The organism is Agrobacterium sp., from assembly GCF_059499945.1.
In genome coordinates this window covers 712,997-725,762 of the sequence record NZ_JCABZP010000014.1, presented here as the reverse complement: position 1 = coordinate 725,762, position 12,766 = coordinate 712,997, and the positions used below count along the sequence as shown (strand labels likewise).

The window sequence follows — 12,766 nt, the reverse complement described above, 5'->3', positions numbered from 1 at the left end:
TTTCACCATGCTATCTCGCAGCGTAACGCTCGCAGCGTTTGCCATTGCGCTCTCGGCCTGCACCACCTCCACGGGCGGCTCCACTCCCTCCTTCACCCAGAAGAGCCCCGTTGAGACCCGCTGGGTCGGCCAGTCCGCAGGTATTTTCTTCGCAAAATTCGGCCCACCGCTGAGCGACACGGAAACCGGCAGCTCCACGGTCTATAACTGGCGCGGCGGCTACAAGAAGGCCACCATTCCGGCCAGGTTCGAAGAGGGCAAGGATGGCAAGAAGGGTCGTCAGATCTCGCCGGCCCGCACCGCGTCGCTCTCCTGCACCGTGCAGCTCGTCGTTTCCAGCGACTACAAGATCACCGCCGTGCGCACCGTCTCCGACCGCCCCGGCGTCAACGGCCCAAGCTATTGCGCGGAATTCCTCGCCGCAAACTGATCTTCGGTCATAAACCGAACGCACCAAGGCCCGCCCGAACCGGCGGGCCTTTTCACTTTTTCGGGATTTCTGTCATTTTTCTGAAAAAAAATTCGGCCCGCAGCGGCATTGCGCCAGCCGTGATGGCCGGCAAGGTGCAGCCGGGCGGGCTTTTTGCGATATCGGGCGCAGAGAACCCTTTCAACCGTTTGAAAGCATCGCCTAATCTTCACCGCCCTAAAAATGACGATCCGCAAATGTGCAAAATTCGCCGGCGCGACCATATGTCCCGGCCAGATCCCTGCAAAAACGCTTGAACTGGAGTGAATGAGTCCGGGTTGTGCCGATTTGCGCTTTGCTGTAACGGGGCGATCGGGAGGAATGTTTTTAACACAAAACAAGAATCAGGTATGGCCGTGACTCCCATCGATCAAGACAAATCCCAGCTCACTGATCTCTCCAATGCATTTCCGCTGAACCGCCGACAGGTTCTGGGCGGTGCGCTCGCCGGAATTGCCGCAGCGGCGCTGCCCTCTTCTCCGCTTCTCGCCAATACGGCCGCCAAGAAGGTCGATGTGCTTTTGATCGGCGGCGGCATCATGAGCGCGACGCTCGGTGTTTGGCTGCGCGAACTGGAGCCCACCTGGTCGATGCAGATGCTGGAACGGCTGGACGGCGTGGCGCTTGAAAGCTCGAACGGCTGGAACAATGCCGGCACCGGCCACTCCGCGCTTGCCGAGCTCAACTACACGCCGGAAGACGACAACGGCAACATCAAGATCACCCAGGCCGTCAACATCAACGAATCCTTCCAGATTTCCCGGCAGTTCTGGGCCTGGCAGGTGCGCAACGGCGTCTTGAAGAACCCGCGCTCCTTCATCAACCACACGCCGCATATGAGCTTTGTCTGGGGTGACGAGAACGTCGCCTATCTGGAAAAGCGCTATCAGGCTCTCAAAGCCAGCCCGCTTTTCGCCGGTATGGAATTCTCCACCGATCCCGAGCAGATCAAGAAGTGGGTGCCGCTGATGATGGAAGGCCGCGATCCTTCCCAGAAGATCGGCGCGACCTGGTCGCCGCTCGGCACCGACATGGAATTCGGCGAAATCACCCGCCAGTTCGTATCGCATCTGCAGAGCGACCAGAATTTCGACCTTCAGGTCAATAGCGAGGTTTCCGACATTCAGCGCAATGCCGATGGCAGCTGGCGCGTGACCTATACCAACACCAAGACCGACGCCGAACAGGTGGTGGACGCGAAATTCGTATTCATCGGCGCTGGCGGCGGTGCGCTGCATCTGTTGCAGATGTCCGGCATTCCCGAAGCGGACGATTATGCCGGTTTCCCGGTGGGCGGCTCGTTCCTCATCAACGAAAACCCTGACGTGACGATGCAGCATCTGGCCAAGGCCTATGGCAAGGCTTCGGTCGGCTCGCCGCCCATGTCGGTGCCGCATCTCGATACCCGTGTGCTGGGTGGCAAGCGCGTTATCCTGTTCGGACCTTTCGCCACCTTCTCCACCAAGTTCCTGAAGGAAGGCTCCTATTTCGACCTCGTCTCCTCGGTCACCACAAGCAATGCCTGGCCGATGGTGCGGGTGGGCATCGACGAATATCCGCTGGTGGAGTATCTCGCCGGCCAGCTGATGATGTCGGATGACGACCGTTTTGCCGCGCTGAAGGAATATTTCCCGAATGCCAAGCAGGGCGAATGGCGCCTGTGGCAGGCCGGCCAGCGCGTGCAGATCATCAAACGCGACGAAGAAAAGGGCGGCGTGCTGAGGCTCGGCACCGAAGTCGTCGCCGCAGGGGATGGCAGCATCGCCGGCCTGCTCGGCGCTTCGCCGGGCGCTTCCACCGCAGCACCGATCATGCTCAGCGTTCTCGAAAAGGTCTTCAAGGACAAGGTGGCAACGCCGGAATGGCAGACGAAGCTTCGCCAGATCGTGCCGAGCTACGGCACCAAGCTCAATGACGACCCGGAAAAGGTGCAGCAGGAATGGGCTTACACCGCCGAACACCTGCAGCTGCCGACGCCGCCGCAGATCGACCTTGAGGCGCTGAAGGGCGCCGGTGCGGCGCCTGCGAGTGCGCCGGTGAAGAAGGTGCCGGATATCGCGCTCTAAGGCTTAGGTGCGATTTAGGATTGGACGCCGCGTGTCTCCGGATGCGCGGCGTTTTTGTTGAAGATGGCTTCTCCACCCGCACTAGCATCCTCCGGTGCATTGCCACTAGGGCGTCGAAAAAATATCTCGCGCCAAAAACCGGTTGGTGGTAATAATTCCTACCAACATCCATGGAGAAATGACATGGCCAACGTTGAAAAGATCAGCGTTTCGATGACGCCCCAGCACGCCGAAATCTTGCGTGACGCCGTGGAAAGCGGTGCTTATGCCAGCAGCAGCGAAGTCATCCGTGAAGCGATGCGAGACTGGTCGGCAAAATGGATTCAGCGACGCGACGACATCGCCAAGCTGCGCGCATTGTGGGCTGAGGGCAAAGCCAGTGGCGGTTCAACCGAAGTGGATTTCAACGAGGCGCTCAATGAAGCGCGTGCAGAACTGGCCTCGTTGAAAAATCGTGACCACTAAGCTTGTCTGGACGCCCCGCGCACGTAGCGATGTGAAGAAAATCTATATCGACATCGGCAAATCACAGCCTCTTGCCGCAGAGCGATATTTCGCTCGGTTCCGCGCCAAAGCGGAGCGCTTGGTCGACCATCCTCACCTTGGCGAGCGTCATACGGAAATTTTTCCGCCCGCCCGTATGCTCGTCGAGACACCTTATGTCGTTCTCTACGAAACCGTACCGGATACCGATGGCGGCGAAATATATTCCGTGGAAATCGTTCGCGTGATCGATGGTCGCCGGGACCTGCGAACGTTGTTCTGACTTGGAATAGATGGCTGGGGCGCCAGGATTCGAACCTGGGAATGCCGGTACCAAAAACCGGTGCCTTACCGCTTGGCGACGCCCCAACAGGGCAGTGAAGCGAAACGCCGCTGCCCGAACCGGGCCTGATTATCAAAGCCTGCCCGGCCCGGCAATGACCCGGCGACCAATTTTTTCACAAAACCCAAGCTTTTTGGGTGCCGTGGCGAAGTTCGCATGTTAGGGCTTGGGCAGCGGCGCGGTTGAGGCCGTGGCTCAAGCTGGCATGGCATTTTTCAGGAGGTCTCGATGGCGGACCCGGCATTCGATCTCGATTTCAGGCCGGCCTATGGCGAGGCGGTTCCTGTCGCCCCGCTCATCCAGCGCATCACCGTCAACAATCCTTCCGCCTTCACCTTTCACGGCACCAACAGCTACATCGTCGGCGACCGCTCCGTTGCCGTCATCGATCCCGGCCCGGAGGATGAGGCGCATTTTCAGGCGCTGATGGCGGCGCTTGATGGCCGCGAGGTCACCCATATCTTCGTCAGCCACACCCATCGTGATCACTCGCCGCTCGCCCGGCGACTGAAGGCGGCAACCGGCGCGCTGACGGTGGCGGAAGGTCCGCATCGCGCCGCCCGGCCGCTGCATGTGGGCGAGACCAATCCCTTTGCTGAAAGTTCCGATACGGCTTTTGTGCCCGATATCGCGCTTGGCGATGGGCAGAGCCTTTCCGGCGACGGCTGGACGCTGACCGCGCTGCATACACCGGGGCACACGGCCAACCACACCGCCTTCGCGCTTGAGGGCAGTGGCATCGTCTTTTCCGCCGATCATGTGATGGCCTGGGCTACCACCATCGTCGCACCTCCTGACGGGGCGATGAGCGATTACATGGCCTCGCTGGAGAGGCTGCTCACCCGCGACGACCGGCTGTTCCTGCCCGGCCACGGCGGCCCGGTCACCGATCCCTCGGCCTTCATGCGCGGGCTACGCGCTCATCGACGTATGCGGGAAAAGGCGGTTCTGAAGCGCATCCGCGAAGGCGACCGGCTGATCGCCGATATGGTGAAGGTGATCTATGCCAGCACCGACAAGCGCCTGCACGGCGCGGCCGCCCTTTCCGTGCTGGCGCATATAGAGGACCTGATCGAAAAGGGCGAAGTGCGGACAGATGGTGCGCCTTCGCTGCTGGGCGAATATTTTCCGGCGTGATGAGGTTTTGACGCGCGAATTCTCACGATGCTTTCGTCGCTCGCCGCCCGTTCGACGGGGAACGAGCGGGTGCCACGACAAGACAAATAGCCTCAGTTGTCGTTCAGCCCCTGCATCTCCGCATCCAGCGCATCAAGATAGGCTTCCGCAATCGCCGCCCCCATGCCGAGATCGTGCGGGCCGTAGCGGGAAGCGACGCGGACATCGACGATGGTGGTTTCCGCCTCTTCTTTCAGGCGGATGAGGATATCGAAACGCAGGCCCCAGATGCGGGTGCGGGTTTCACCCTGCATCAGCACAACACCGCTGCCATTAAAGAAGGTGGGCTGCGGCGCGTCAGTCGGGCGGGCCATGGGCACCGGCACGATGGAGGGCAGGTCTTCCACTGGCCCCTCTTCCGCGGGCTGCGTCCTGTCCTGCTCGGGAATGCCGGCAGAGGGCGCATCTTCCGCCCCGATCACCCCCTTCGTGTGGGTGATGCGAATAGTCTGGGCGGCGGCCATTTTTTTGGCGGCGGCATAGATGCGGTCGATCGCGCCTTCATAACGGCGGCCGGCGAGGCTGGCATAGGCCTCCATCTGCGCATCGCGGTCGGCCTTGGTGATGACAGCGGGCCGCACCAGCCATTGCTGATTGGCCGTGGGCGTCACCAGCCATTCCGGCACATCGCTCAGGTCGGTGGAAATGTCGTAAATCTTCGGCTGCTGCCAATAAAGATAGGAGCCATAACCGACCACGCCGAGCGGCAGGGCAGAAAGAAGCAACGCCGCCAGCGCCGAAAGGCCGCCGCGCGCACCCTTGGTCCACAGCCGCTCTAGGCCGATCAGCGCCAGAAGTACGGCCGCAAGAGCGATGCCGGCGGCAATGACGAGCAGACCGGTGAGATCAGGCGTCGTCAGCGGCCCGAAACGATGGATGCCGGCGGCGATGAGAAACAGCACAAGCGCCGCAAGGCCCAGATACCGGGAAAGATAGGCTGCAACCGAAAAAGGCCGGACGAAACGCACAGTCATGAAAGCGGATATCCGTTAGATCGCATTGGCTAAAAAGCGTTGCACCCGAATTCTGGCAGGGAATCACCTGCATATGATGTCATAGACCGGATTTACGGCGAGGAAAACAAAGGACGGGTTTGATCCGCAAGCCAAAATGCGAAAACCTCACGTCAGGGGCCGGGAACGGAAGCGCGATGGGGCGAAACATTTTTCTGAGAATTCGCCATTTGCGAGAATAATTCCCCGACAACGCAACAAATACGCACGTTCATCCCTTAATTGCTGAGGAAATCGGCGTATCCTCGGCGATCTCCCTCGAGAATGCGTGTAAAAAGTGCAACATTCTCGTTTTCTTGCACAATAAAGAGACATGTCATGTCACAGGCAACGACGTCCGCCGGCCCCTCCGGGCCTAAACCCTTTTATCGCAATTTCGGCTTTCAGGTTCTGATCGCCATGGTCATCGGCCTGCTGCTCGGGCTCGTCGCGCGCAACATCGGTCCCGATGCCGCCGGCAGTCCGAACTGGCTTTCGGTGACGCTGCAGACCATCGGCAGCATTTTCGTACAGCTTTTGCGCGCTCTCGTTCCGCCGCTGATCTTCACGGCCATCGTCGCCTCCATCGCCAATCTCAAGAACCTCTCCAATGCGGCAAAGCTCGTCTGGCAGACGCTTTTGTGGTTTGCCATCACCGCGCTGATTGCCGTGGTCATCGGCATCGTGCTCGGCCTCGTCATCCAGCCGGGCGTCAATACGGCGATTGCCAATACGGCAGCGGCGGCACCCTCCTCCACCGGCTCCTGGCTCGACTTCCTGAAGGGCCTCGTCCCGGCCAACGTCTTCGGCCTCGAAGCCTCGACCAAAATCAACAACGGCGCCGGCAGCACCTCGCTGAACTTCAACGTGCTGCAGCTTCTCGTGGTGTCGATCGCCTTCGGCGTTGCCGCGCTGAAAGCGGGCAAGGCGGCGGAGCCGTTCCTCGCCTTCAACCAGTCGCTGCTTGCCATCGTGCGCAAAATCCTGTGGTGGGTCATCCGCCTCACCCCCATCGGAACCATCGGCCTGCTTGGCCGTGCGGTTGACCAATATGGCTGGACGACGCTTTCGCAGCTCGGCTGGTATGCGGCCGCCGTCTATATCGGTCTGGCGCTGGTGCTGTTCGTGGTCTATCCGGCCCTGCTGATCGCCCATGGCCTGAAGCCGTCTCGCTTCTTTGCTGGCGCATGGCCGGCCATCCAGCTCGCCTTCGTTTCGCGCTCCTCCATCGGCACGCTTCCCGTCACCGAAACCGTGACGGAAAAGAGCCTCGGCGTGCCGCGCGAATATGCCGCCTTCTCCGTGCCGCTCGGCGCCACCACCAAGATGGACGGCTGCGCTGCGATCTATCCGGCGATTTCGGCGATCTTCATTGCGCAGTTCTTCCAGGTGCCGCTCGGCATTCAGGAATATGTGCTGATCGTCTTCGTCTCGGTGCTCGGCTCTGCCGCAACGGCGGGTCTGACAGGTGCTGTGGTGATGCTGACGCTGACACTCTCCACCCTCGGCCTGCCGCTGGAAGGTGTGGGGCTGCTGCTCGCCATCGACCCTATCCTCGACATGGGCCGCACGGCGGTCAACGTCGCCGGTCAGGCGCTGGTGCCCACCATCGTCGCCAAGCGCGAGGGCATCCTCAACGAGGCCGTCTATAACAACGCCAAGGACATCGATGCACTCGATGACCGGGAAGTCGTGGCGGCCTGAGTGAAGCAATTGGTGGCTGCTTACCTGTACGCCACTTTCCTGCTGCCACGATCAACGCCAGCGATGATTTCATTCATCGTAGCGATGTCACGATGAGAGCAGCCGCCAGCAATAAAAAGCTGAGCGGCTGCAATCGTGTCTGGCGTTATTGTTGGAAGACGGTTGTGCAATTCATTTAGTTTTGTCGGAGACACTGGAAGCCAATCCAAACGGCAGGCACAACCGAACGGGAAAACACTCCGATAATGTTTCATATGTCCGATAGTGGCAAACACGATCCGGCTCTTACCGTTCGCCGCATTCTCAAAGTCAATCATGCCGGCGAGTTTGGCGCCATCCGCATCTATGGAGCACAGATATGGATGGCTCGTCGGCTGTTTCCGGACATCGTGTCCGCTCTTCATGAAATGCGGGAAGACGAAATCGATCATTGCCGCCTGTTCCGGGAAGCCATGCCTTCAAGACATGCCAAGCCCTGTCGCGTGATGGCGTTTTGGAGCCTCGGAGGTTATCTGCTCGGCTTTTTGACCGCGCTTGGCGGACGCAACATGGTCTGGATTTGCACTGAGGCCGTGGAAGGCACTGTTCACCGCCATCTAGAAGAGCAATTGGCCTTTTTGCAGACGAGAGACCCTGAGCTTCATCAGCTGATTGCTTCTATTCAAGAACAGGAATTGGCTCATCTGCGGGAGGCCGAGAAAAACCAGATGACGCGCGGCATGGGCCACAGGCTGCTTCTACCGATTATCGGCTTTCTCACCGACTTGATGATCTGGCTATCGACCTGGGGAGACTCAAGCTGGATGCGCGCCGAAATGGAGCGCTCCAAGCGAGCCTGATGGCTCGCCCCGATGCAACTTTCCACCCCAACGCGGCTTTTCCCCATATCAAAACAGGCGTATCAATCGCGGCAATAAAAGTGCCGTACGGCTGTCATGTTAAGGGAGAAACAAAATGCGCGTTTCCATCGTCTTCGGTGCGCTTGCCACTATGCTGGTGCTCACCGCTTGCCAGACGCTGACGCCGGAAGAGCGTCGGGCGCGGGATGAGGCGACATGCCGGGGGTATGGGTTCCGCCCCGGCACGGACCCGATGGCAGGCTGCCTTCTCGATCTGGAAATGGACCGCCGCGCCGACAACCGCGCCTGGCAGGCGCAAATGAACCGCGACATGTTCTACCGGCCGGTGGTGGTGGAGCGGCGCATCATCGTCCAACAGAACCCCTGACGGGAATGAAGGCGACATTGCTTGGGGTTTCCCCCTGCTTCGACCTTGCGGCCAGCGTCGCCTGCGCCGCCGCAAGGCGCGCGATGGGCACGCGGAAAGGCGAGCAGGAGACGTAGTCAAGATCCGCATCCTCGCAGAAATGGATCGAGGCCGGGTCGCCGCCATGTTCACCGCAAATGCCTAGCTTCAGCTCCGGCCGCGTCTGGCGGCCGCGTTCGGCGGCAATGCGGATCAGTTCGCCCACACCGTCGAAATCGAGCGAGATGAACGGGTCTCGTTCGATGATGCCTTTGCGCTGATAGGTATTGATGAAGCGCGCCGCGTCATCGCGGGAAATGCCGAAGGTCGTCTGCGTCAGGTCGTTGGTGCCGAAGGAGAAGAACTCCGCGGCTTCCGCAATGACATGGGCGCGCAGGGCCGCACGCGGCAGCTCGATCATCGTGCCGGTCAGATATTCCAGCGTCATGCCGGTCTCTTCCGCCACCTCGGCCGCCACCGTGTCGATGACGGCCTTGACGTAATCAAGCTCTGACCGGAGGCCGACCAGCGGCACCATGATCTCTGGCACAACAGGAGCCCCGGTGATGCGCGCCGCCGCAACGGCGGCCTCGAAAATGGCGCGCGCCTGCATTTCAGCGATTTCGGGATAGGAAATCGCCAACCGGCAGCCGCGATGGCCGAGCATGGGGTTGAATTCGTGCAGCGCATCCAGCCGCTGGCGGAACACCGTCTGCGGCATGCCCATGGCGGCGGCCACCTCGACGATCTCGCCATCGGTCTTCGGCAGGAATTCGTGCAGCGGCGGATCGAGCAGGCGGATCGTCACCGGCAAGCCGTGCATGATCTGGAACAGTTCGGTGAAATCCGAACGCTGCATCGGCAAAAGCTGGTCGAGCGCTGCCCGTCTGCCCTTTTCACTTTCCGCAAGGATCATCTCACGCATCACATGGATGCGGTCGCCCTCGAAGAACATATGTTCGGTGCGGCACAGCCCAATACCCTCAGCGCCAAAGGCGCGGGCGGCGCGGGCGTCAGCCGGCGTATCGGCATTGGTGCGCACCGTCATGCGGCGCAGGCCATCGGCCCATTGCATCAGCTTGCCGAAATCACCTGAGAGTTCCGGCTGCGTCATCGGCACCTCGCCCTTCAGCACCCGGCCTGACGAACCGTCGATGGTGATGACATCGCCGCGTTTCAGCATGCAGCCGACGCCGATCAGCACCTTGTTGCGCATGTCGACGCGCATGGAGCCGGCGCCGGTGACGCAGGGAATGCCCATGCCGCGCGCCACCACGGCGGCGTGGCTGGTCATGCCGCCGCGCGTCGTCAGAATGCCTTCGGCGGCGTGCATGCCGTGAATATCTTCCGGGCTGGTTTCGATGCGCACCAGAATGACGCGGCGACCTTCCGCCTCCGCTGCAACCGCCTCTTCCGCGGTGAAGACGATCTCACCCGTCGCCGCCCCCGGCGAGGCCGGCAGGCCGGAGCCAATGATGGGGCGGGACGTGCCGGGATCGATGGTGGGGTGAAGCAGCTGGTCGAGCGATGAGGGCTCGATGCGGCAGACGGCTTCCTCCTGCGAGATCGACCCTTCTTCGACCATATCGACGGCGATCTTCATGGCGGCACGGGTGGTACGCTTGCCGGAACGGGTCTGCAGCATCCAGAGCTTGCCGCGCTCGATGGTGAATTCCAGATCCTGCATGTCGCGATAGTGGTTTTCCAGCCGCTTGCAGATCGCCAGGAATTCGCCGAAAGCCTCCGGCATCAGCTTTTCCATCGAAGGCTTGTCGGAGCCGGAGGCAAGACGTGCGGCTTCGGTGATGGATTGCGGCGTGCGGATGCCCGCCACCACGTCCTCCCCTTGAGCATTGACGAGGAATTCGCCGTAAAGCTCCGCCTCGCCCGTCGAAGGGTTGCGGGTGAAGGCGACGCCCGTTGCCGAGGACGAGCCGAGATTGCCGAAGACCATGGCCTGAACGTTGACGGCCGTGCCCCAGTCGCCCGGAATATTGTGCAGGTGCCGGTAGGTCACGGCGCGGTGGTTGGTCCAGCTGGCGAAAACCGCGCCGATCGCGCCCCATAGCTGGACGTGACAGTCCTGCGGGAAGGCTTCGCCCAGCTCATCCTCGATCAGCTTTTTGTAGAGCGAAACGACGTGCTGCCATTCGACCGCCGACATGTCGGTATCATATTCATGGCCGAGGCGGCCTTTTTCGTCTTCGAGAATTTCCTCGAACATTTCATGGTCGAGGCCCATGACGACATCGCCATACATCTGGATGAAGCGGCGGTAGCTATCCCAGGCAAAACGGGCGTCGCCCGCATCATGGCCCAGCGCCTCGACGGTGCGGTCGTTGAGACCGAGATTGAGAACCGTATCCATCATGCCGGGCATTGAAGCGCGCGCGCCGGAACGGACGGAGATGAGCAGCGGCGACTGGCTGCCGCCGAAGGTCTTGCCGGTCACGGTTTCCATGCCGTGCAGGCCGGCCATGACCTGCAGCTTCAGGTCCTCGGGAAGATCGTGGCCATTCTTGTGATAAAGGGCGCAGGCATCGGTTATGATGGTGAGGCCGGGGGGGACGGGAAGGCCGAGACTTGCCATTTCGGCAAGGTTCGCGCCCTTGCCGCCCAATATCGCAACGTCACCTGCCCTGCCTTCGGCAGCACCGTTGCCGAAGGTATAAACCCATTTTTTCATTCCACGCTCTCCACCCAGAAGCGTTGTCATTTTTCTATCATCTACAGCATTGCCGGCATGTTGGGAACGCCGCAACGTGCAGTTTACATCGCAGTGCAGCATAATTGCGGCAAATTGCGCGCCAGAATTGCCGCAAAGGCCGAATAACGCCATGATTGACGCATTCGTGTAGTGCGCTGAAACGGAGTGTTGCCTAAGCCATTCAAATCGCCGACAAAGAGATTATTCATGCAATTTACCCGCCGCCATACGCTTAAATTTGCCGGAATTTCCTGCGCCGCCAGCGCGCTTGCCGGGGCGCTCAGAGCCGAAGGCGCAGTACCCGTCACAGGGGCCGCCTCTGCCCTTCCCTTTGCGCTGACGACGCCGATGCATATCGGCCAGGCCGCAATTCGGGTGCGCGAACTCGATCCAATGATCGATTATTACCGTTCGGTTCTCGGCATGAACGAGGTGGAACGCACGGCCAGAGGCGTGACGCTCGGCGTTGGCACTGTTCCGCTGCTCGATCTCGTCCACAAGCCGGCCGCGGATTTCGAAAGCCCCACCTCCGCCGGCCTGTTCCACATCGCCTATCTGATGCCCTCCCGCAAGGATCTGGCGCGCTGGCTGGTGCATGCGGCGCTGAAGCAGGTGCCGCTGTCAGGTTTTGCCGATCACAATGTCAGTGAGGCGATCTATCTCAACGATCCCGAAGGCAACGGCATCGAGGTTTACAGCGACCGGCCGAAGGACACCTGGGTCTGGAGCGGCAGCGTGGTGAAAATGGGCACCGAACAACTCGATATTGATGATCTCGTGAAGCTGACCGACACCAAAAGAAGCGATTATGAGACAGCCCCAGCGGGGATGCGCATCGGACACGTTCACCTGCGGGTCGGCGAAATCGCCACCGCCCGCGCCTTCTACGAAGAGGCCATCGGCCTGCGACCGACGCAGGATGCGCGCTCGGACGCGTCTTTCCTCTCTTCCGGCGGCTATCACCATCATCTGGCGGTGAATACATGGAACAGCCGCGGCGCGAAGGAACGCAACGCCATGGAAACCGGCCTCGACTGGTTTTCTCTCACCATTCGCAATCCCGCCGATCTCGAGGCGCAGAAAACGCGGCTGCGGGCCGCCGGTTACGTGCTGGTGGAGATGGAGAACAATGTCGTGGAAGCGATCGACCCCTGGGGCACGCGGCTGCGGCTGGTGCCGGGGTGAGTGATGGTAGGCCTCCGTGCATCATGCGTGGAGAAATTCGCAAACTGCGCCATTGGCGGTTGCAGCAGGCCAAGTGTTTACAGGGATTCGCTGCGTCTCCTCCTTCCGTTATTCCGGCCCTGAGCCGGAATCCAGCCGACATGCGTCTGCGCAACGGGAAGAGTCTTTTCAGCCCAAGGACTTGGGCTGGCTAGATACCGGCTCAAGGCCGGTATGACGGAGGAGGTTTGTTCCCCGGAAACGATTACCGCCATACAGCCATCTCACTCTGTGAACCCGGAAAAGAAAGCCTTGCGAGGCCACGGCAGCGGCCTCGCAAGGCATTCCATCCGGTACAGGAAACCGGATGGTGGGGTCTGGAGAGAACCCTTTGGCTCTTGGGGAAAACATATCAAA

General features: G+C 60.7%; 11 protein-coding genes and 1 tRNA gene. 9 read left to right on the top strand and 3 right to left on the bottom strand.

Annotation, left to right across the window (positions count from 1 at the left end; genetic code table 11):
• The first annotated feature begins 7 nt into the window (after positions 1 to 7).
• From AC5I5B_RS15240 to AC5I5B_RS15225, 4 genes are all read left to right on the top strand, one after another.
• A complete protein-coding gene (locus AC5I5B_RS15240) occupies positions 8 to 430 on the top strand; it encodes a hypothetical protein (RefSeq protein ID WP_003509022.1) in 423 nt (140 codons plus the stop codon).
• Positions 431 to 819: 389 nt separating this feature from the next.
• Positions 820 to 2,535, top strand: a complete 1,716-nt coding sequence (mqo, locus tag AC5I5B_RS15235) for a malate dehydrogenase (quinone) (RefSeq protein WP_162695454.1) — start codon at positions 820 to 822, stop codon at positions 2,533 to 2,535.
• A 183-nt stretch (positions 2,536 to 2,718) separates the two neighbouring features.
• A complete protein-coding gene (locus tag AC5I5B_RS15230; RefSeq protein WP_111792553.1) occupies positions 2,719 to 3,000 on the top strand; it encodes a ribbon-helix-helix domain-containing protein in 282 nt (93 codons plus the stop codon).
• A complete protein-coding gene (locus AC5I5B_RS15225) occupies positions 2,990 to 3,301 on the top strand; it encodes a type II toxin-antitoxin system RelE/ParE family toxin (protein ID WP_111833657.1) in 312 nt (103 codons plus the stop codon). Before AC5I5B_RS15230 ends, AC5I5B_RS15225 begins: the two co-directional genes overlap by 11 nt.
• Before the next feature lie 11 nt (positions 3,302 to 3,312).
• Here the strand turns inward: AC5I5B_RS15225 and AC5I5B_RS15220 are convergent.
• Positions 3,313 to 3,387: transfer RNA gene (locus tag AC5I5B_RS15220), tRNA-Gln, on the bottom strand.
• 202 nt (positions 3,388 to 3,589) lie between these two features.
• Between AC5I5B_RS15220 and AC5I5B_RS15215 the strand changes: the two genes are divergently transcribed.
• A complete protein-coding gene (locus AC5I5B_RS15215; RefSeq protein WP_111833658.1) occupies positions 3,590 to 4,498 on the top strand; it encodes an MBL fold metallo-hydrolase in 909 nt (302 codons plus the stop codon).
• A gap of 92 nt (positions 4,499 to 4,590) precedes the next feature.
• Here AC5I5B_RS15215 and AC5I5B_RS15210 read toward each other — a convergent pair whose 3' ends face one another.
• Positions 4,591 to 5,511, bottom strand: coding sequence for a DUF1499 domain-containing protein (locus AC5I5B_RS15210; protein ID WP_111833659.1), 921 nt, complete (start codon positions 5,509 to 5,511; stop codon positions 4,591 to 4,593).
• A gap of 357 nt (positions 5,512 to 5,868) precedes the next feature.
• On the opposite strand from AC5I5B_RS15210, the gene AC5I5B_RS15205 reads away from it, so the two are divergent.
• The 3 genes from AC5I5B_RS15205 (at position 5,869) to AC5I5B_RS15195 (ending at position 8,460) form a co-directional block, all read left to right on the top strand.
• Positions 5,869 to 7,233 carry a dicarboxylate/amino acid:cation symporter gene (locus tag AC5I5B_RS15205; protein ID WP_003509070.1) on the top strand — a complete coding sequence of 455 codons (1,365 nt, stop codon included), beginning with the start codon at positions 5,869 to 5,871 and terminating at the stop codon, positions 7,231 to 7,233.
• A gap of 245 nt (positions 7,234 to 7,478) precedes the next feature.
• Complete coding sequence (locus tag AC5I5B_RS15200) at positions 7,479 to 8,072, top strand: demethoxyubiquinone hydroxylase family protein (protein WP_111833661.1); 594 nt, start codon at positions 7,479 to 7,481, stop codon at positions 8,070 to 8,072.
• A gap of 115 nt (positions 8,073 to 8,187) precedes the next feature.
• Positions 8,188 to 8,460 carry a hypothetical protein gene (locus AC5I5B_RS15195; RefSeq protein ID WP_003509074.1) on the top strand — a complete coding sequence of 91 codons (273 nt, stop codon included), beginning with the start codon at positions 8,188 to 8,190 and terminating at the stop codon, positions 8,458 to 8,460.
• On the opposite strand, the gene ppdK is transcribed toward AC5I5B_RS15195, so the two are convergent.
• Entirely contained in the window at positions 8,438 to 11,164 is a 2,727-nt protein-coding gene (gene ppdK / locus AC5I5B_RS15190) for a pyruvate, phosphate dikinase (protein ID WP_020812861.1), read from the bottom strand. The two genes, AC5I5B_RS15195 and ppdK, sit on opposite strands and share 23 nt — an antisense overlap.
• Positions 11,165 to 11,392: 228 nt before the next feature.
• Between ppdK and AC5I5B_RS15185 the strand changes: the two genes are divergently transcribed.
• Complete coding sequence (locus AC5I5B_RS15185) at positions 11,393 to 12,370, top strand: VOC family protein (RefSeq protein ID WP_111833662.1); 978 nt, start codon at positions 11,393 to 11,395, stop codon at positions 12,368 to 12,370.
• Positions 12,371 to 12,766: the final 396 nt, after the last annotated feature.